General features: G+C 74.3%; 18 protein-coding genes. 7 read left to right on the forward strand and 11 right to left on the reverse strand.

All coding sequences use genetic code 11. The features are described from left to right. Positions 1-796: ROK family transcriptional regulator (locus ABT297_RS28880; protein WP_350555255.1), on the reverse strand; the 796-nt coding region annotated here is incomplete at its 3' end. Positions 797-857: 61 nt separating this feature from the next. On the opposite strand from ABT297_RS28880, the gene ABT297_RS28885 reads away from it, so the two are divergent. Next, positions 858-1,475: an HAD family hydrolase gene (locus ABT297_RS28885; RefSeq protein ID WP_350555257.1), complete on the forward strand. Its 618-nt coding sequence runs from the start codon at positions 858-860 to the stop codon at positions 1,473-1,475. Between the two features lie 70 nt (positions 1,476-1,545). Continuing rightward, positions 1,546-2,361: a class I SAM-dependent methyltransferase gene (locus ABT297_RS28890; protein WP_350555259.1), complete on the forward strand. Its 816-nt coding sequence runs from the start codon at positions 1,546-1,548 to the stop codon at positions 2,359-2,361. Positions 2,362-2,394: 33 nt separating this feature from the next. Here ABT297_RS28890 and ABT297_RS28895 read toward each other — a convergent pair whose 3' ends face one another. Then, complete coding sequence (locus ABT297_RS28895) at positions 2,395-2,760, reverse strand: GNAT family N-acetyltransferase (protein ID WP_350555352.1); 366 nt, start codon at positions 2,758-2,760, stop codon at positions 2,395-2,397. On the opposite strand from ABT297_RS28895, the gene ABT297_RS28900 reads away from it, so the two are divergent. Both ABT297_RS28900 and ABT297_RS28905 read left to right on the forward strand, forming a co-directional pair. Then, on the forward strand, positions 2,729-3,124 hold the full coding sequence (locus ABT297_RS28900) for a hypothetical protein (RefSeq protein ID WP_350555261.1): 396 nt from the start codon (positions 2,729-2,731) through the stop codon (positions 3,122-3,124). The two genes, ABT297_RS28895 and ABT297_RS28900, sit on opposite strands and share 32 nt — an antisense overlap. Before the next feature lie 425 nt (positions 3,125-3,549). After that, positions 3,550-4,344, forward strand: a complete 795-nt coding sequence (locus tag ABT297_RS28905; RefSeq protein WP_350555264.1) for an alpha/beta hydrolase family protein — start codon at positions 3,550-3,552, stop codon at positions 4,342-4,344. 34 nt (positions 4,345-4,378) lie between these two features. Here the strand turns inward: ABT297_RS28905 and ABT297_RS28910 are convergent, their stop codons facing one another. Then, positions 4,379-4,855 (reverse strand): hypothetical protein, encoded by a 477-nt coding sequence (locus ABT297_RS28910; RefSeq protein ID WP_350555266.1) that lies wholly within the window; start codon positions 4,853-4,855, stop codon positions 4,379-4,381. 192 nt (positions 4,856-5,047) lie between these two features. Here ABT297_RS28910 and ABT297_RS28915 point away from each other — a divergent pair, with 192 nt between their 5' ends. After that, the gene (locus ABT297_RS28915) at positions 5,048-5,806 is read left to right on the forward strand and encodes a hypothetical protein (RefSeq protein ID WP_350555268.1); all 759 of its coding nucleotides are present in this window, start codon (positions 5,048-5,050) and stop codon (positions 5,804-5,806) included. A 4-nt stretch (positions 5,807-5,810) separates the two neighbouring features. Here the strand turns inward: ABT297_RS28915 and ABT297_RS28920 are convergent, their stop codons facing one another. The 4 genes from ABT297_RS28920 to ABT297_RS28935 all read right to left on the reverse strand — a co-directional run bounded on the left by ABT297_RS28920 (position 5,811) and on the right by ABT297_RS28935 (position 10,890). Continuing rightward, positions 5,811-6,101, reverse strand: a complete 291-nt coding sequence (locus ABT297_RS28920) for a peptidoglycan-binding protein (protein ID WP_350555270.1) — start codon at positions 6,099-6,101, stop codon at positions 5,811-5,813. Between the two features lie 65 nt (positions 6,102-6,166). Next, positions 6,167-8,842: an AAA domain-containing protein gene (locus ABT297_RS28925; protein WP_350555272.1), complete on the reverse strand. Its 2,676-nt coding sequence runs from the start codon at positions 8,840-8,842 to the stop codon at positions 6,167-6,169. A gap of 69 nt (positions 8,843-8,911) precedes the next feature. Further along, positions 8,912-9,658 carry an SDR family NAD(P)-dependent oxidoreductase gene (locus ABT297_RS28930; RefSeq protein ID WP_350555274.1) on the reverse strand — a complete coding sequence of 249 codons (747 nt, stop codon included), beginning with the start codon at positions 9,656-9,658 and terminating at the stop codon, positions 8,912-8,914. A gap of 38 nt (positions 9,659-9,696) precedes the next feature. Beyond that, positions 9,697-10,890 (reverse strand): ROK family transcriptional regulator, encoded by a 1,194-nt coding sequence (locus ABT297_RS28935; RefSeq protein WP_350555276.1) that lies wholly within the window; start codon positions 10,888-10,890, stop codon positions 9,697-9,699. A 248-nt stretch (positions 10,891-11,138) separates the two neighbouring features. On the opposite strand from ABT297_RS28935, the gene ABT297_RS28940 reads away from it, so the two are divergent. Beyond that, positions 11,139-11,942 carry a universal stress protein gene (locus ABT297_RS28940; protein ID WP_350555278.1) on the forward strand — a complete coding sequence of 268 codons (804 nt, stop codon included), beginning with the start codon at positions 11,139-11,141 and terminating at the stop codon, positions 11,940-11,942. Between the two features lie 24 nt (positions 11,943-11,966). Here ABT297_RS28940 and ABT297_RS28945 read toward each other — a convergent pair whose 3' ends face one another. The 3 genes from ABT297_RS28945 to sthA all read right to left on the reverse strand — a co-directional run bounded on the left by ABT297_RS28945 (position 11,967) and on the right by sthA (position 18,036). Then, complete coding sequence (locus ABT297_RS28945; protein WP_350555280.1) at positions 11,967-13,223, reverse strand: aminotransferase class I/II-fold pyridoxal phosphate-dependent enzyme; 1,257 nt, start codon at positions 13,221-13,223, stop codon at positions 11,967-11,969. 16 nt (positions 13,224-13,239) lie between these two features. Next, positions 13,240-16,281, reverse strand: a complete 3,042-nt coding sequence (locus ABT297_RS28950; RefSeq protein ID WP_350555282.1) for a putative bifunctional diguanylate cyclase/phosphodiesterase — start codon at positions 16,279-16,281, stop codon at positions 13,240-13,242. Between the two features lie 351 nt (positions 16,282-16,632). Further along, positions 16,633-18,036: a Si-specific NAD(P)(+) transhydrogenase gene (gene sthA / locus ABT297_RS28955; protein WP_350555284.1), complete on the reverse strand. Its 1,404-nt coding sequence runs from the start codon at positions 18,034-18,036 to the stop codon at positions 16,633-16,635. Positions 18,037-18,097: 61 nt separating this feature from the next. Here sthA and ABT297_RS28960 point away from each other — a divergent pair, with 61 nt between their 5' ends. After that, entirely contained in the window at positions 18,098-18,625 is a 528-nt protein-coding gene (locus tag ABT297_RS28960) for a type II toxin-antitoxin system PemK/MazF family toxin (RefSeq protein WP_502885660.1), read from the forward strand. 109 nt (positions 18,626-18,734) lie between these two features. On the opposite strand, the gene ABT297_RS28965 is transcribed toward ABT297_RS28960, so the two are convergent. Beyond that, positions 18,735-19,385 (reverse strand): hypothetical protein, encoded by a 651-nt coding sequence (locus tag ABT297_RS28965; protein ID WP_350555286.1) that lies wholly within the window; start codon positions 19,383-19,385, stop codon positions 18,735-18,737. Positions 19,386-19,397 lie beyond the last annotated feature (12 nt).

Raw genomic sequence — 19,397 nt, forward strand, 5'->3', positions numbered from 1 at the left:
GCCACGACGTCGATCTCGGGCGCCTCGCCGTCGCGGGAGAAGGTGAACCGCACGGGCAGCGCAGGCCGGGATCGCCGAACGGCACGTGCCCGAACTCGCCGCCGGCTCCGGTGGCGCCGAGCACGGGGGCGCCGCCGACGAGCAGCACCCCGCCGATGCCGACCTCGACGGTGAGGTACAGCGCCACCGGCACGCCGCGCGCCGCGCCCCGCAACGCCTCGGCCACGCCGGCCAGGGATGCGTCGTTGCCGACGGTCAGCGGCACGCCCCCGGCCGACGCGGCCAGACCGGACAGGTCGACGTCGCGCCATCGCAGGGTCGCGGCCTGCCCGACCGTGTGCCCGCGCACCGTGCCCGGCACCGCGACGCCCACAGCGACCAACCGGTCGCCGTGGCGCGCGCGCAGCCCGTCGAGCGCCGCGCCGACCTCGGCGAGCACCTCGCCGGGCGGGCCGCCGCGGTGACGGTGCCCGGGCGCCGGGGCGAGCTCGCCGCCGATGGCCGCGGTGGTCACCGTCCACGTGGCGTGGGTCAGCTCGACGACGGCCACGAGCGGCCCCTCGGGGTGCGGCACGAGCACGGTGCTCGGCCGCCCGCGCCCTCCGGTCGGTGCGGACGCCCGCTCGCCCAGCAGCCGCGCGGCGCGCAGCCGGCCCATGATCTCGGTCGCCGAGCCGCTGCTCAGCCCGAGACCGGCGGCCGCCTCCGCGCGGGTCACGCCTGGGTGCGCGTGCGCGTGGCGCAGCAGCGCGAGCGCGCCCTGCACGCGCAGCGCCTCGGCCCGCATCGTCGTCATCGCACGCTCCCGGTTATTATGCTCGCGAGACGAGTTTATTTATCCGAGGGGGTACGGCCAAATGTGGCGCTTCGCCGCGGTACTGCTGGACATGGACGGCACCCTCGTCGACTCCGACGCCGCCGTGGAGCGCGCCTGGCTGGCCTGGGCCGCCGAGGCCGGCGTCGCCGTGGACCAGATCATCCCGCACATGCACGGCAACCCGGCGCCGACCACGATCCGCGCCGTGCGGCCGCACCTCGACCCGGCTGGCGTGGAGCGGGCCGCGGCGCGGCAGCTGGAGTTGCAGTACGGGGACCTCGACGACGTGGTGCCGATCGGCGGCGCGGCCCGGCTGCTGGTCGCGCTGAAGGAGCTGGACCTGCCGTGGGCGGTGGTCACCAGCGCCGACCGGCGGCTGGCCCTGGCCCGGCTGGGCGCGGCCGGCATCGACCCGCCGCTGCTCGTCACGGTCGAGGACACGCCGCGCGGCAAGCCCGCCCCGGACCCGTACCTCGAGGCCGCCGCCCGGCTCGGGGTCGCGCCGGCCGACTGCCTCGTCGTCGAGGACTCCCAGCCGGGCCTCGACGCGGGCCGCGCGGCCGGGGCGACGGTCGCCGCGCTGCGCGGCCTCGACGGCGACGTGCGCCTCGGCGACCTGGGCGACCTCGCCGACCTGCTCACCGCCGCGGGCCGGTAGCGCCGCCGCGTCGGCGCCGATGCATCCATGCAACCGTGTGAGGCACGGACCGGCGGTAGGGTGTGCGGCTGTGGCTGACGACGAACTGCGGGTGCGACGGCGGTCCAGCTTCAACGAGGACCCGGACAACTACCACGCCGCGCGGCCGGGTTACCCGAGGCGGGTCTACGAGGTCCTCGCCGACTGCGGGCTGCGGCCGGGGGCCCGCGTGCTGGAGGTGGGCCCGGGGACCGGGCAGGTGACCGGCCGGTTGGTGGCCGAGGGCGCGTCGGTGGTGGCGGTGGAGCTGGGTGCTGGCCTGGCGGCCCGGCTGCGGGCGAACCTCGCCGGTCGGGACGTGACGGTGGTGGAGGGCGACTTCGCGACCGCGCAGGTGCCCGGCGACGGGTTTGATCTGGCGGTGTGCGCGACCGCGTTGCACTGGCTGGATGCCGGTGTCGCGGTGCACCGGCTGGCCGGCCTGGTCCGGCCGGGTGGATGGCTGGCGGTGTGGTGGAACTTGTTCGGCGACCCGGATCGCACCCCGGCCTGGCGCGCCGAACTGCAGGAGCTGTACCTGCGGTGGATGCCCGATGAGTGGCGGGATCCGGCCGAGATACCGGCGCCGATGCTGGTCGGTGACCGGACGGCGGAGTTGGCGTCGGGCGGCTGGTTCGGCCCGGTCCAGGTCGAGATGATCCGCTGGGACCATCCGTTGACGCCGGCCGCCGCGCGGGCGTTGTGGGCGACGTTTCCGAACGTGCGTGAGCTCGACCCCGTCCGCCGCGAGGCCTTCCTCGACGACGTGGCCGAGGTCGTCGCCGGCCAGCCCGGCGGCACGGTGGTGGACCACTACGTGACGGCGCTGTACACGGCCGAGCGCCGGCCCGACGCCCTGCCGCAGTGACCCGCGGCAGGTGGTCAGGCAGGCGGCCGTGAGTCACCAGGTCATGTCGATCTGGTTCTGGTAGTTGACGTATCCGGCCCGGGCGAACGCGCGCGCCATCGGCACGTTGCCGACGTCGGTGGTGGCCCGGATCCGCGGGGTGTCGTGCCCGGCCAGGACCCGGGTGCCCGCGGCGAGCACGTCGTCGATGTAGCCGTGCCCGCGGTGGCGCGGCAGGACGCCGATGTACGCGATGATCGGGCCGTAGTCGTTGCGGGCCGGGAAGACGAACCCGACCGGGTCGCCGTCGGGCAGCGTCGCGACCCGCCACCGTTCCCGGGGACTCAGATACCGTTCGAGCTCGCCGTCGAAGTGCTCGGCGGCGACCTTGCGCGCCGGGCGCCGGGCGCCGGGCGAGATCGGCGCGGCCGTGCGCGTCGAGGGTGCCCTCGAGCGCCTCGGTCTTCAGGTCGAGGGCCTCCGCCGTACCGCCGAATTCCCGCAAGTGCAGACGGCCCGGACCGGCCGGGACCGGCGTGCCCGGGCGCCACTCCAGGCGGAGCCGCTCGACGAGTTGCCGGGCGCCGATTCGCTCCAGCGCGGCCATGCGCCGGCGCGCGGGTGCCGGGTCGTCGTGCCAGTCCGGCGGCGCGAACCGGATGTACTCCGGCGGCGTCGCCCCGGCCGGCAGGATCTCGGCCAGCGCGGCGCGGACGAGTTGCTCGCCGGCGTCGGCGTGGCCGTCGGCGAAGTCGAAGAAGTCCATCAGGTGCGGGTGCGGTGACCCGGCGCGCGACCACCACGCGGCGCGGGCCACGACGCGGCCGTCGTCGTCCTGGGCGATCCACATCCAGCCGGGCCGGCGTCGCCCGGCGGCGAGGTCACCGGGCACCTCGTCGTCGAGGACGTACGTCAGGCGGCGGAAGAGGTCCAGCTCGTCAGGCCCAGTGATGGGGCGGAAGGTGAGGTGCATGTGATGCTCCAGAGCTCGGTGCGGTGCTTGCGGGACATGACCGGCTCCTCCCTTCTGGCGATCGCTCGTCGCCGCCTCCCGGTCTATCGGCTCACCGCCGCGCCCGCAACGGACTTTTCGCCCCCCGTCCCCGTTTTCCCATCCGGGCCGACCCTGGCCCGAACGCCTCGGAAGTACCGGTGCCGGCGGTGCAACCGGAACGGGTCGTCGTTGGTCGCAACGGTATGCGCTTCATCATGAGGATTGGCTGCGCGCTGTCGCTCACGGGACTCATGGGACTCACGGCCTGTGGGAGCAAGGCCGGCACGGCGGACACACCGGACGCCACCACCAGCGCCACCACCGCCGCGGCGGCACCGAGTCCGGCCGACCGGCTGTGCGGGGATCAGGAGCTCAACGACAAGCAGGTGGCCTTCGCCGGGCAGGGCGGCACGTACCTGGCCGGCTACGTGCTCGGCGAGGGCGACGTCACGCTGGTGCTCGCGCCACAGGCCGCCGCCACCGGCTGCTCGTGGCTGAGCTGGGCCAAGCAGAAGGCCGCCGCCGGATACCGGGTCCTCGCGTTCGACTTCAACGGCGAGGGCCGCTCGCGGCGCACCGAGACGGGCACCAACTCCGGCGACGTCGCGGCCGCCGCGGCATACGCCCGGGCCAAGGGCGGACGCGGCGTGGTGCTCATCGGCGCCTCGCGGGGCGCCACCGCCGCACTCATCGCCGGGGCGCGGCTGGAGCCGCCCGCCACGGCGGTGATCAGCCTCTCCGGGCCGGACTCGTACGCCCGCGAGAACGCCCTGCAGGCCGTCGCGCGGCTGAGCGTGCCGGTGCTGTACGTCGCGGCGACCGGCGACACCAGCTTCGCGACGGCGGCGCAGGCGATGCACGACGCCACGCCGGGCGACAAGCGCACGCTGTCGATCGTGCCGGGCCAGCTGCACGGCACGGCGTTGCTGACCGTCACCGCCGACGGGACCGCGGAGGCGACCCGCGCCGTCGACGACTTCCTGGCGAAGAACGCCCCGCCGAAGGGCTGAGCGTCCGCTACGGGTGGCACGCCCGACATGGCGCTCACACACACTCGCTCGGCGCGGCCCGCAGCACGGTGCCCAGGTGGTCGGCGGCGGAGCACAGGCTGGCGACGGCGTCGGCCACTATCGGGCCGGAGTCGCGCGAGGCGAGCAGTTCGATGAGCACCCCCAGCGTGGTGGCGACGGCGTCGGCCGCCGGGTCCGGGCGCCGGCCGCGCTGCCGGGCGATGCTCTGCTGCACCCACGCCAGCCGCGCCGTCTGGAGCCGGACCACGCGGCCGGCCCCCGCCGCTTCGCGGTCGGCACGCCAGTGCAGGTCGGCGCGGTCGTCGACGTCGAGGCCGGCGAGGGTCTCCAGCGTCTCGAGGCGGTCGACGAGCGCCGCGGTGATGTGCGCCAGCAGCTCCGCGCGGCGGCGCTCATCGGCATGGTCCTTCATGATGTACAGCGGATCGCCCGCGATCCCCAGGATGGTCATGACCCGCAGCAGATCGTCGGTGCTCGGCAGGGTTCGCACGCCGCCAGCGTAGGCCCGCCCGCCGCACGGGCGCTGTGACGAATCCGGCAGCCCGAACGCGGCCCGTGTGCCGGTTCGGCCGAGCCGGAGGGGGGCGCTCGGCTGGCAGCACGTTCGCTTAGGCTGTGTCGAGTTCGTGGCGGCGAGACGTACGGGTGACCCAGTACATTCCCGTGCGAAGGAGGTGGCACCGTGTCACAGCGTGCGAACGGGGAGAACGAGTCGGCAAGCCGGCGCAAAGCCTGGCTGTATTACCTGCTCGTGGGCGGTGCCGGCATCGTGCTGCTGCCGTTCACGGTCGCGCTGCACGAGCAGCTCTGGCCGGAGTTGCTGTCGGCGGTGCTGCTGGTCGGGACCGGCGTGGCCGGCCTGGTGAAGTCGATCCATGGGCCGAAGCCGCGCTCGTTCGTGATCCGCCCCGGCGAGTTCGTCGCGCCTCCGTCGTACTTCGGACTCGCCAACAACGCCGCGGCCATGCCCGCGATCGTCGGCATCCTGCTGAGCGTGGCGTATTCCGACGACGACTGGGGCGTCTACACCTGGATGCTGTTCGCCGTGACCGTGGCGTTCATGTACTTCGCGGTGTATGGGCTCGTCATGCTCATCCGCGGTACCGGCCGGCTGATCCTGCGCCCGGACGGCCTGACCGTCGTCGACGCCCTCGGCACCTACGACGTGCCGTGGCAGGCCATCATGACCGGACCGCTGCCCACGGTGTTCGGCGTGGGCCGGCTCGGCATCCTGTGGCCGGAGCTGATCAGCGGCGGCGGCCCGCTACGCCGGCGCAACCCGCAGCGCATCCAGCTGCAGCTGCAACGCTCGGCGGTGCACCGCGAGTTCCTGCACGACGCGGTCAACCACTACCTCAGCCATCCGGAGGAGCGGCCGGCGATCGGCACCCGCGAGGGCCTGGACGGCCTGCTCGGGGCGCTGCACGTGCAGCGCGTCTGACCCGTCAGGCGGCCATGCCCAGCGAGCGCAGGTGGCGCGCCTCGCGGGCGGAGCGGGCCAGGGCCTGCGTCGTGCGCGGGCCCGCCACGCCGTCGACCGGCAGGCCGGCGCGGACCTGGAAGCGGCGCAGCGCCTGCGACACCTCGGCCTCGAACGCGTTCGGGCGCAGCAGGCCGAGATCGGCGAGCAGCGCGCGCACCTCGCGCGGGTCCGCGGGCGGGACGGCCTCGTCGGTGGCGGAGACGGTGCCGGCCAGCGCGGCGCCGACGACGGTGAGGATGCGGCGTACGGTCATGCTTCGAGTCTGATGCCCCGGGCCCCGGCCGTCGTCAGGGGAAACCCCGCGAAGACACCCTGATTTCACAGGTCGAGGGCGGCGCGGACCGGGTCGTGCTGCCAGCGGCTCGCGAACGCCTCGCGCACCGTCCAGCCGGCGCGCAGCAGCTCTCGCTGGCGCTCCAGGTGGGCGGCGTCGCCGTCCGGGTGCGGCGCGCAGACATAGCCGGTGCCGTCGACAACGAGGTCGACGGTCCAGTCGCCGACCGCATAGGCCAGGCGCACGTCGCGACCGGCCGCGGCCAGCTCGGCGGCGAGACGTACGGCCCATCGCGGCGCCGCGCCGGCCACGGGGCCGGCGGGCGCGGGCGGCGCCGCGGCGTGCGCGAGGAAGTCCGCGACGAGGCCGTTGCCGCCGGTCAGGGACGTGACCACGACGAGGCGTCGGCGGGCCCGGGTCGTCATGACGTTGAACAGGTTGGGGTCGGCGGCGAAGCGCTGGCGGGCCGGGGTGTCGCCGTCGACGAGGCCGAGGCAGACCACGACGGTGTCGGCCTCGGCGCCCTGGAAGGCGTGCACGGTGCCGGAGCGCAGGCCGAGCCGCTCGATCTCCTCGACGGTGAGCTCCTTGAGCAGCGCCGCCTCGATCGCGTCGGCCTGCGCGCGAAACGGCGTGACGACGCCGATGCCGGTATGCCCGGCCCGCGCGAGGGAGCGCACGGTCGCCAGGACCGCGTCGACCTCGGCGCGGTTGACGCCGTCGCGGACCTCGGCGCCGGGCACCCGCACGACGTCGATGGCGGCCTCGCGCTCCGTGGCCGGGGTGCGGGTCATCAGCGACAGGCGGCCGTCGTAGAAGCGCCGGGCGGCGAACTCGATGAGGTGCGGCGCGCACCGGTAGTGCTCGCCGAGCCAGGTGACCGGGGCCGCGCCGACCGCCACGTCGTACGCGCTGGAGCGCCGCACGTCGACCCGGTCCGGCAGCTCGTGCCGGGCCAGGGTGGCGGCCACGTCGACGTCGGCGACGAACGACACGAACCGCAGCTGGCCGGGGTCGCCGGCGACGAGGGCGCGGCGGGCCCGCGCGAGCACCGGCGCGGCGCGGATCTGGTCGATGTGCGCGGCCTCGTCCAGGATCACCAGGTCGAACAGGCCCGGCGTCGGCGGCAGCAGGTCCTCGACGTCGGCGACCGTGCCGATCCACAGCGGCAACGCGCGCACCAGCGCCGGGCCGTCGAGCGCGGCGAGGGCCTCGCGGCGGCGGTTGCGGCCGGCGCGCAGCGCGGCGGCCAGGGCTGCGGCGCTGCGCCGGGCGTCGCCGCCCCATCGGCCGGCGGCCGCGGCCGCGTCGTGCATCGCGGCGCCGGCCGCGTCCCGCAGGCGCGCGTCGGCGGCCAGCAGCGCGGGCCAGACGGGGGCGAGGTCGGTGCCGCCGTTGACGGCCAGGGTGGCCGCGGCGCGGTCGGCCTCGAGGGCCTCCAGCAGTGCGGGGAGCCGCTCGGGCGCGACACCGGCGAGCCGGCGCACCCGCAGCCGTGCGAAGAACCGCGAGGCGAGGGCCTTCCTCACCTTCGGTACGTCGAAATCGCGGCCGAACACCTTCGGGGCCTCCAGCCGCAGGCCCGCCAGCAGCGGTTCCCAGACGGCCATGGTCGCCGCCCGCCGCTCCAGCCCGAGCGCCGCGGCGACGCCCTGCTCGAGCGCCCGGACGGCGGCCGCGGCGGCGGCGAGCTCGGCCTGGCGGGCCTGCAGCGCGCGGGACGTCACGCTGTCGGGGCGCCCGGATGCCAGCGCCAGCGCGAACCGTCCGCGCCGCTCGGCGTCGCCGAACAGCACCGGCTCGGCGCCCGGGTAGCGGCCGAGGAGCTCGCCGAGCACCTCGGCGGCGTGCGGCGCCTGGGTGGCGACGAGGACGGACCCGCCGCGGTACACCGTGTCGAGGGCCGCGGCGACGACGGCGTGGCTCTTACCGTTGCCCGGTGGCCCGGACACCACGACCACCCGCTCGCGCCGGACCCGCCGGACGACCTCGCGCTGGGCCGCGTTGAGCGGCAGCGGGGAGTGCACGTCGGCCTCGTCGTCGGGCTCTTGCGGCACGGTCGCGTCGCCGTAGACGTGGGCCAGCGCGGTGTCCTCCAGCCCGGGCCGGGCGGCCCAGGCGCGCAGCGTGTCGCGCAGCCCGGCGGAGGACACGTCGCGGACCACGTACAGCGCCGCGGCCGCCTGGCCGAGCAGCTCCCGGTCGGGCAGCCGGGCGATCGGGGTGTCGTCGGCGGCGATGCGGTCCGGCTTCAGCCCGGCGGCCTGCGCCGCGGTGGCGACCCAGGCGGCGGTGCCGGTCGCGGCGAGCCACGCCGCGGTGCCCAGCCCGGGCGAGGACTCCAGCACGGCGGCCAGCTCCCGGTCGCCGATGAGCGGCGTGACCTCGAGGTCGCCGGCCGGCACGATCCGGTGGCCGCGCCGCCCGCCGCCGGAGCGCTCCAGCCGTACCGGCTCGGCGACCAGCGGCAGCCGCAGCCGGCGGACCGACCCGTCGACCTCGGCCGAGCCCAGCAGCCACGCCCAGCCGCGGCGCAGGATCCGCTCGTCGCGGTGCAGGGCGTCCAGGGCGGCGAGCCGGTCGGCGGCCCGGCCGCGCGGCACCCGGTCCGGGTCGGCGAGCCAGACCAGCGGCTGGTCGCCCTTGGCCACGTCGAGCACGCGGTCGCGCCCGGCGGGGGCGAGATCGGCGAGCGCGGCGAGGACGTGATCGGGTCGCATCGGTGCCCGATTCTGTCACCGTCGCGCTCCCCCGGCCCGCCCGGTGTCGTCGCGCTCTCCGGTTGCCGGTCAGCTCGCCGTGATGCCGCCGTCGACGGTCACCACCTGCCCGGTGATGAAGCTGGCGTGGTCCGAGCCGAGGAACACCACGGTGTCGGCGATCTCGTCGGGTGTTCCGATGCGGCCCATCGGCACGCGGGCCGCGAACGCCGCCCGGCCCTGCTCGGTGCCGACGTACCGGTCGAGCATCGCGGTCTGGACGGGCCCGGGCGCGACCGCGTTGACCCGCACCCCGGACGGGGCCGCCTCGAGTGCCGCCGATCGGGTCAGCCCCTCGACGGCGTGCTTGCTGGCCGCGTACACCGACGCCCCGGGCTCCCCGGCGTGCCCGACGACCGAGGACATGTTGATGATGCTGCCGCTGTGCTGGGGCAGCATGGCCCGCAGCTCGTGCTTGAGGCTCAGCATGGTGCCCAGCACGTTGGTCTCGAACGTCTCGGCGTACGTCTCGGGCGTCTGGTCCTCCAGGCGCCCGACGAACCCCTCGGTGCCCGCGTTGTTCACGGCCACGTCGAGCCGCCCGAAGCGCTGGACGGTCCCGTCCACGAGCCGCGCGACCTCGTCGTCGCGCCGGACGTCGGTGTGCACGTACGCGGCCTGGGCCCCGGCGTCGAGCAGGTCGGCGACCAGCTCCTGCCCGGCGTCGTCGTGCCGCCCGGCGACGACCACGGCGGCGTGCCGCTCGGCGAAGGCGAGCGCGGTGGCGCGGCCGATGCCGGTCAGCGCCCCGGTGATGAGTACGACAGGTGTGCTCATGTGCCCGTCTCTGCCCCCGGTGGCGCCGCCCGAACCGGTCAGGGGCGGCGCAATGAGGCCAGGATCGCCTCGCGGACGAACGCGCGGCTGGCCTGCTGGGCGCCGAGCAGCGCGGCGTCGTCCCGCACCCGGGTGGTGGCGATCGTGGTGTCCAGCGGCGCCGCCTCGGCCAGGGCGGTCGCGACCGCTGTGCCGAGCAGTTCGCCGCCGGCCTGGCCGACCTCGCCGCCGATGACGACCAGCGGCGGGTCGAGCACCGCGACCACGGCCGACAGGCCGATCGCGATGCGGCCGGCGAGCACCGTGACGAACTCGCGCGCCGCCGGGTCGCCGGCGTCGGCCCGCGCGACCGCGGTGGCCATCGTCCGGGCCGCGCTCGGGGCGGTGATGCCGTGCGCCGCGGCCAGCTCCAGGACCGCCGGGCCGCCGACCAGGTCCTGGAAGTCGACCCGCGCGGCGCCGCCGCCCGCCACGTTCATCGGCATGTACCCGATCTCGCCCGCCCCGCCCCGGGCGCCCCGCAGCAGGGTGCCGCCGAGGTCGATGGCCAGCCCGAGGCCGGCCTCGCCGAGCCAGAGCAGGGCGAAGCTGTCCGCGTCGCGCCCGGCGCCGTGGGCGCGCTCGGCCACGGCCGCCAGGTTGACGTCGTTGTCGACGCCGACCGGCACGCCGAGCCGGCCACGCAGCTCCTCGACCAGCCCCGCGCGCCCCCACCCGGGCACCTCGACGTGGTGCAGCACGTCGCCGCGCGGGTCGTATGCACCGGCCACCGCGATCTGCACCTGCGCGACCGGGTCGCGGGCGACGCCGGCCTCCTTGCACAGCGACTCGACCGTGTCGGCGATCGCGGCGACCGGGTCGGCGCTGGCGAAGTCCACGGCGGACTCCAGCCGCCCGCGCACCGTTCCGGCCAGGTCGGTCACGGCGGCGGTGACGGTCGGGATGTCGCAGTCCCCGCGGTCGCGCACCGACAGGGCCACGGAGTAGGCGGCGTCGGGGTTCACGGCGTACACCTCGGCGTTGGGCCCGGGCCCCGCGCTGACGTAGCCGACCACGCTCACCAGCCCCGCCTCCGTCAGCCGCCGCAGCGCCTCCGAGATGGTCGGCTTGGACAGCCCGGTGAGCTCGCGCAGCTCACCGCGGGTCAGCGGCCCGCGTTCCAGCACGTGACTCAGGGCGGCCGCGTCGTTCAGGGCTCTGAGCAGCTTCGATGATCCGCCGAGGTGCTTCATGGTGGCTCGAACCGTATGGGGGCCCCAAGTCCGGTGTCAATCGCGGACCCGGCGTAAGCCAACAGAACGGTTGAAACGGAGCGGACAAAGAGGACGGGGCCACCGCCGCGGCGATCTACGCGGGATATCATGAAATGTCTGATACAGCCGGGACACGCGCCCGGGCGTGTCCGGCGGCGGCACGCGGGTCTTCGGTGGCGGCGTAGGCGCGCAGGACGGCCTTGCCCCAGCGTGCCCGGAGAGGGACGGTGGAACCAGAGGGGGTCGCCATGCTGCTGGAACACAGTCCGATCGTCGTCGGCGTCGACGGTTCGACCGCGTCGCTGGGCGCCGTGCGGTGGGCCGCGGACGAGGCCGCCCGGCACTGCCGGTTGCTGCGGGTGGTGCACGCCCTGTCGTGGGAGGGCCCGGCCGACGGGCAGGGCCTCGTGCTCGACGCCGCCGCCGAGGCGAGATCCTGGCAGCCGGGCATCGCGGTGGAGACGATGACCCTCGGCGGGTCGCCCGCCCGCGTGCTGCGCGAGCAGTCCCGCACCGCCGCGCTCGTCGTCATCGGCGGGCGGGTGCACGACGGCGGCCTGTTCGACGCCTCGGTGGGCGCGCATCTCGCCGCGTTCGCGCACTGCCCGGTCCTCGTGGTCAACAACGGCTGGCGGTGGGCCGACCCGATGGCCGCGCTGCCCGCCCACTCCCCCGTCGTGGTGGGCGTCGACGGCTCCCCCTCCAGCCAGCGTGCCCTGGCGTACGGCTACGGCGAGGCGGCATCTCGGCACGTGCCGCTCATCGCCCTGCACGCCGGGCGGGCCCGGCCGCACGAGGCGGTCTCGGCGGAGCTCGAGCCGTGGCTGCGCCGGCACCCGGAGGTCGAGACCCGTTTCGACAGCCGCGACAGCGGCGTGCTGGAGACGCTCACGGAGGCGGCCCGCACGGCGCTGATGCTCATCGTGGGCGCGCACCGGGTCGGGTGGTACGAGCAGCCCCGCCCCAACCCGGTGACCCAGATGGTCGTGCACCACGCCGCCTCGCCGGTGCTGGTGACGCGCAGCGTCTAGCGGGCCCGGGCGGCGCGTGGCCGGTCAGCTGGCGCTGCCCTCCCGGGCCTCCTGGAACACGCCGGCGGCGGCGAGCTCGCCGATCACGTCGTTGAGGTGGTCGATCTGCTCGTCGGTGTTGGCCGCGGTGACCTGCACCCGGAAGCCGACCTGGTCGCGTGGCACGCCCGGGTAGGGCGCGAGGGTCACGAACAGGCCCCGCTCCCACAGCAGCTCGGAGACCTCGACGAGGTCGCGGTCCAGCGCGATCGGCAGCTCGATGATCGGCGTGTCGTCGGTGTTCGGGGTGAACACGCCCAGGCCGCGGACGTGGTTGAGCACGCGCATCGACATGCGGTAGAGCTCGGCGCGCAGCTTGTCGCCGCGCTCGGCGTTGACGTCGAAGCCGGCCAGCACCGTGGCCAGCGACGCCGTCGGCGACGGGCCGGAGTACAGGTAGGGGGCGGCGGACGCCTTGAGCCGATTCTTGAGCACCGTCGGCACCGCCAGGAACGCCAGCAGCGACGAGTACGCCTTGGAGAAGCCGCCGACGAGCACGACGTCGTCGTAGGCCTCCCCGAAGTGCCGCACGATGCTGTTGCCCGCGGCGCCGTAGGGGCTGGTCTCGTCCTCGCGGCGCTCGCCGATGACCCCGAAGCCGTGGGCGTCGTCGACGTAGAGGATGGCGCCGTGCGCCCGGCACAGGTCCAGGTATTTGCGGATATCGGGGATGTTTCCGGTCATGCTGTTCACGCCGTCCATGCACACCAGCACCGGCGCGGCCAGGTTTCCGCCGGCCAGCAGCGACGCGAGCTCGTCCAGGGAGCGGAACCGCGACAGCGTGGCGCCCTGGGCGCGCGCGAAGACGCAGCCGTCCCAGATGGTCTTGTGCGCCCGGGAGTCGACCAGCAGCGTCCCCCGCTGGGCCAGCGCCGGGATCGCCGAGAGGTGGATCTGCGTGATGGTCGGCAGCACGAGCGCGTCGGGCGCGCCGAGCAGCGCGGCGAGGCGCTCCTCGATCCGCGGGTACAGCGCGGGGTTGCCCAGCATCCGCGACCACGACGGATGGGTCCCCCACCGGCGCAGCTCGTCCTGGACGGCGTCGATGATCTGCGGCTCGAGGTCGAAGCCCAGGTAGTTGCAGGAGGCCCAGTCGGTCAGCCAGTGCCCGCCGACGCGGATCCGCCGCCCGTCGATCTCGTCGATGACGGCGTCGTAGAAGCGGGTCTGCGTGCGCAGGCGGGCGATGCCGCTGTACCTCGGGTCAAGATCGACTTCGGTGGCGAGATCTGTGACGTGCACGTGTCCTCCGGATGGTTCAGGCCGCGGTGCGGCCTCGTCGTTGAGGCCCCGACGCATCGTCCGACAACCATTGACTCGCGTCACCGTAGCTCAATGGCCGCGAGAACAAGTAGCCCTGGCCGTGGTCGCACCCCATCGACACGAGGAGTTCCCGCTCGGCGGGAGTCTCGATCCCCTCGGCCACGACCTGCAGTTTCAGCAGCCGGGCCAGCTGAACGATCATGTTCACGACCGCGTGCTGCTCGGTCGAGGAGACGACGGTGTCGATGAAGCTCTTGTCCAGCTTGAGCACGTCGACGGGCAGCCGGCGCAGGTAGGACAGCGACGAGAAGCCGGTGCCGAAGTCGTCGATGGCGATCCGCACGCCGGCCTGGCGCAGCGCGGCGAGCTCCGCGGCGACCTCGCCGTCGTCGTGCAGCAGCAGGCTCTCGGTCATCTCCAGCAGCAGGGCGCCGGGCGGCAGGCCCATCCGGTCGATCTCGGCGAGCACCCACTGGGCGAAGTCCGGCGAGCGGAACTGCCGCGCCGAGACGTTGACCGAGACGTAGACCTCCTCGCCCGGGTACGCGATGCGCCACTGCGCGGCGGCGGTGATGGCGTTGGTCAGCACCCAGGCGCCGAGCGGCACGATGAGGCCGCTCTCCTCGGCGACGGAGATGAACTCGTCGGGCGGCACCATGCCGCGGGTCGGGTGGTTCCACCGCACGAGGGCCTCGAAGCCGCGCGTGCGGTCGTCGGCGAGCGTGACGATCGGCTGGAAGTGCAGCAGGAACGCCTTGTCGGCGATGGCCCGGTCGAGGTCGGCGCGCAGCTTGTGCCGCTCGACGACCGCGCTGTGCAGCGAGGACTCGTAGCGCCGCCAGCGGTCCCGGCCGGCGTCCTTGGCCACGTAGACGGCGAGGTCGGCGTGGCGCAGCAGGTCCTGCGCGCTGGCCGCCTCGGCGGTCGTGGCCACCCCGATGCTGGCGGTGGCGGTGACGGTACCGTGGGCGAGCCCGAACGGCGCCTGGAAGCTGCGCAGCACCCGCTCCGCGACCCGCTCCACGTCGCCGGGCGTGCCCGCCCGGCGCACCAGCGCGGCGAACTCGTCACCGCCGAGCCGGGCGACGGTCCCGGCCGCCCCGTAGGAGCCGTCGACGGCCCGCAGCGCCTCGGTGAGCCGCTGCCCCACCGCGACCAGCAGCGCGTCGCCGGCGCCGTGGCCGAAGGTGTCGTTGACGACCTTGAAGTCGTCGAGCTCGACGATGAGCACGCCGACGGTGGCCCCGGTCTCCGCGCCGGAGGCGACCGCCTCCTGCACCCGGGTCAGGAACACCTCGCGGTTGGGCAGCTTGGTGAGCGCGTCGAAGGTCGCCCGCTGGTACAGCTCGGCCTGCAGCCGGCTGCGCTCGGTCACGTCCCGCAGCGTGACGACCAGGCCGCGCACGGTCGGCTCGTCGCGCAGGTCCCGGAACGTAGCCTCGACCAGCGCCGGCCGCCCGTCCGCGCCGGTCACCCGCAGGTCCTCGCCGGGCCGGTCGGCGCCGCCGGTGCGCACCTCGTGCAGCCGCCGCCCGACCTCGACGGCGCTGCCGCCGGCGAACGCGGACGGCAGCGCGGTGCCGACGAGGTCGGAGCCGAACAGCGCCTGGGCCGAGGGGCTCGCGTAGCGGACCAGGTCGTCGGCGCCGACGATGAGGATCACGTCGGTGGTGTTGAGCACGAGGGTGCGGAAGTACGCCTCGCTGTTGCGCCGCCCGATCTCCTCGCCGAGCGCGATGCGCTCCAGCGCCATGGCGGCCTGGGTGGCGAGGATCTGGGCGACGTCCTGCAGGCCGACCAGCATCACCTCGTCCGCCGCGATGTAGAGCGCCCGCTCGGCGTCCCGCCCGTCGGCGAGCGCGAGCGGGCAGCACAGCGTCACCTCGAAGTCGCCGAGCGCGCCGGCGACCTCGGGGTCCACCGCGGACGTGTATGGCATCGACACCTTGTCGCCCAGGGCCGGGCCGAGCGCGACCGCGTGGGAGCGGCCGGGCGGCAGCAGCTCGGCGACGGCGTCGCGCACGGTGCGGGCGACCGCCTCCTCGTCGGTGGCCATGAGCAGCGCGGCGCCCGCGCTGCGCAGCCGCCGCTCCCGCTGGACGGTGAGCCGTTGCGCGCGAACCGCCCGGCCCAGCCGCAGCAGGACCAGCCCGGACAGCAGCGCCGACACGGCGGCTATGGCGGCGGCGTCGCGCACCCGGCCTCCCCGCATCTCGACGAACAGCACGATCGGTGCGATGAACAGCGACAGGCCCAGCGACAGCAGCCGGCCGAGGCGCTCGTCCCCGCCGCGCTGGACCTTGGGCTCGGTGAGCTGCCGCATGGAAGGGTGCAGCGCCGCGACGCCCCACAGCACGTAGAACCCGGCCCAGCCGATGTCGACCGGGCCGCCGGTCGACCAGTCGCCGGCGAGCTGGCGCAGGCCGTAGCCCACGTCCGAGCTCAGCAGCCCGATCCCGCCGGCAGCCAGCAGCGCGATCGCGGTGTTGAAGCGCACCGAGGCGATGAGCCGCGCGCCGACGAGCAGCACGACCATGTCGGCCAGCGGGTACGCGATGGAGATGGTCCGCTCCAGCGCGGACAGGTTCTCGTTCTCGACGTACGGGCGGATCAGGAAGATGTATGACAGCAGCCCGAGCCCGGCGGTCAGCGTGATGGCGTCGAACAGCCCGGCGGGGTCGCGGCGCACCACGCCGAGACGGTAGAGCCAGATCAGGGCAGCGGCGATGAGTGCGTAGACCGTAAGGTAGAACGCGTCGGCGACCGACGGGAAGCCGGGCCGGTGCAGCAGCCTGGTCAGCACGTCGGCGGCGAGGTCGCCGGTGATGAAACACGCGACCGCGGCGGCCAGCAGCAGCCACGGCGCCCGGCGGCGCGGCCGGTGCAGGTAGACGCCGAGCAGGATCCCCGCGACGCTCGCGAAGCCGATCGCGGACCACAGCACGAGGTGGAGTCCGGGCAGCGCGAAGTTGGCGATCACGAGGACCACCATCGTGCCGACGTACCCCGCCAGCACCCCGCGTGCCGACCCGCTCACTCCCAGCTGCCCTTACCTGAATCCCTTACCGGACCCCGCGCTTGCCTGCGGCCAGGCAGACGCTACCCAGTTCATTGCCGAATGAGGAGTACCTGGCAGGATCGTTCCGAGCGGCCCACACGACGCCATTCACGCCTTTTGCGCATTTGGCGGTTTAGATGGTACTGACGAAGGCCCGCCACATCTACACCGCGCGACGGAATGTTTTACGCACGGCAACCGATTTCCTCATTCATTCACGCGTTCTTTCGCGGTCGTTCGCCCTCGACGACGGGCAGCCTGTTGGATCGCCGCGAGGAACGCCTCCGCGGCAGGGCCGGCGACGTCGGCGGCCGAGCCGGCGAGGTCGCCCTATGTGGACAGCCGGGACACCGACCGGATCTTGTTCATCGCGTCGAGCGCGGCGACCTTGTAGGACTCCGCGAGCGTCGGGTAGTTGAAGACCGCGTCCACCAGGTAGTCGACGGTCCCGCCACAGCCCATCACCGTCTGTCCGATGTGGACGAGCTCGGTCGCGCCCGTGCCGAACACGTGCACGCCGAGGATCTTCCCGTCCTCCGGCGACACGATGAGCTTCAGCATGCCGTACGAGTCGCCGATGATCTGTCCGCGGGCCAGCTCCCGGTAGCGGGCGATGCCGACCTCGAACGGGATGTTGTTGTCGGTCAGGTCGTCCTCGGTGCGCCCGACGAAGCTGATCTCCGGGATCGTGTAGATGCCGATCGGCTGCAACGAGTGCATGCCGCGCACCGGCTCGTCGCAGGCGTGGTGGGCGGCCAGCCGGCCCTGCTCCATCGACGTCGACGCGAGCGCCGGGAAGCCGATGATGTCGCCGACCGCGTAGATGTGCGGTACCTCGGTGCGGAAGTGCTGGTCGACCTTGATCCGCCCGCGCTCGTCGGCGCTCAGGCCCGCCTTGTCCAGCGCGAGCAGGTCGGCGGCGCCCTGCCGCCCGGCCGAGTACATGACCGTGTCCGCCGCGATCCGCTTGCCACTGGCCAGCACCGCGACGGCGCTGCGGCCGTGGCGCTGCACCGAGGCGACCGACTCGCGGAACCGGAACGACACCGACAGGTCGCGCAGGTGGTACTTCAGCGACTCGATGATCTCCAGGTCACAGAAGTCCAGCATGCGCTCGCGCCGCTCGACGACGGTGACCTTGGTGCCGAGCGCGGCGAACATCGACGCGTACTCGATGCCGATGACCCCGGCCCCGACCACGACCATCGACCCGGGCACCTTGTCCAGGTTGAGGATGCCGTCGGAGTCGATGATCGTCTCGTCGTCGAAGTCCACGCTGTCCGGCCGCGCCGGCCGCGTCCCGGCCGCGACGATGATCTTCTCCGCGGACACGTGCGACTCGCCCCCCTGGTCGTCCTCGACCACGAGGGTGTGCGGGTCGGCGAAGCGCCCGGTGCCCGGCAACAGCCGCACCCGGTTGCGGGCCAGCTGGCTGCGAATGACCTCGATCTCCCGCCCGATGACGTGCGTGGTGCGGGCCGCGAGATCGCTGACGGTGATGTCCTCCTTGACGCGGTAGCTCTGGCCGTACATGTCCCGCTGGTTGAGGCCGGTCAGGTACGTCACGGCCTCACGCAGCGTCTTGCTCGGGATGGTGCCGGTGTTGATGCAGACCCCACCGATCATGTTGCGCCGCTCGATGACGGCGACGCGGCGGTCGAGCTTCGCCGCCGCGATGGCGGCCTTCTGTCCACCCGGCCCGGAGCCGAGGACGAGGACATCAAAGTCGTACATGCGCCACAGTGTCCCGGCCGCGCCCAGGATCGTAAAGCAGGCGCCCGTTATGGTCGTCGGCGTGAAACGACTTCTTCAGGCGGTGTCGACCATCCTCGACCTGCTCCGCCCGTCAGGTCCCGGCCCCCAGGCCGCCCCTCCGGTCACGGCGCCGCCCCGCCCGCGCCAGCCGGTGCCCGGCCCGCACCGCCCGGCGCCCGGCCCGCCCCCGCGGCACGAGACGCAGAAGCTGCTGACGTACTCCCCGCAGCTGGACGGCGACGCGGACCCCGGCGAGATCGTGTGGACGTGGGTGCCGTACGAGGACGACCCGAGCCAGGGCAAGGACCGCCCGGTCCTGGTCGTGGGGCGCTCGGGCAGCTCGGTGCTCGGCCTGATGCTGTCGAGCCAGTCCGAGCGCGACGGCCAGCGCAACTGGTTCGCGCTGGGCCCGGGCTCGTGGGATCGCGACAATCGCCCGAGCTGGGTACGCCTGGACCGCGTCCTCACGGTCGAGGCCCACGGCATCCGCCGCGAGGGCGCGATCCTGGACCGCGAGCGCTTCGACCGCGTCGCCGCCCAGCTGCGCTCGGGCTACGGCTGGTCCTGACCGCCCGCCCGTCCGGGCCGCCATGATCGCCGGATCTATCGGCTTTCGGACCGTGCGCCGGGCGGGTCGGGTGCGCCGCGCCCGACCCGCCCGCGGCACCGCGTACGGCTCAGGACTTCGCCGGGGCCATCGACAGCATCCGGCCCAGCTCGTCGCGCATGACCGCGGCCGCGGCGTCGAAGTCCTCGGCCGTGGTCTCGGTGCCGTCGCTGGTCACGACCCGCCAGGTGCCGTCGGCCGACGAGGACAGCGTCGCCCGCGCCGGCTGGGCGCCCAGCGCGAAGTCCGCCGCCGGCGAGGCCGTGAACGTGGCCAGCGCGGGCCGGTGGCGGTGCAGGAACCGGTCCGCGACCGCCAGGAGCGGCTCGCGCGCGTCGGCGCCGGGCGCGAGCGGGGAGACGTCGTAGCAGCGGTACGCCCGCGCGGCCACGAGCACCCGGATCCGCTCGGCGTCGAGCAGCAGCGCGCCGTCCGCGTGGTCGTCGGCGGTCAGCCCGACCTGCACGAACCCGCGCGGCCGGTGCAGCCCGGCGGCCACCGCGGCCACGGCCGGGGCCAGTTCGAGCCGGTTGCCGTCGACCGGGACGGCCAGGTGGCGCAGCAGCAGCGACCCGACCCCGGCGCTGAGCACCGCGTCGGTCCGGTCGGCGTCGGTGAGCCCGAGCAGTCGCGGGGTCTCCCCCGGCCGGTCCCCGCTGGCCAGCAGGAACGACAGTTCGGCGGCGGTCATACTGAGCTGTTCGGTGGCGGTCCCGTCCATGGTGTCCATCCC

The organism is Dactylosporangium sp. NPDC000555, assembly GCF_040300025.1.
Classification (GTDB): domain Bacteria; phylum Actinomycetota; class Actinomycetes; order Mycobacteriales; family Micromonosporaceae; genus Dactylosporangium.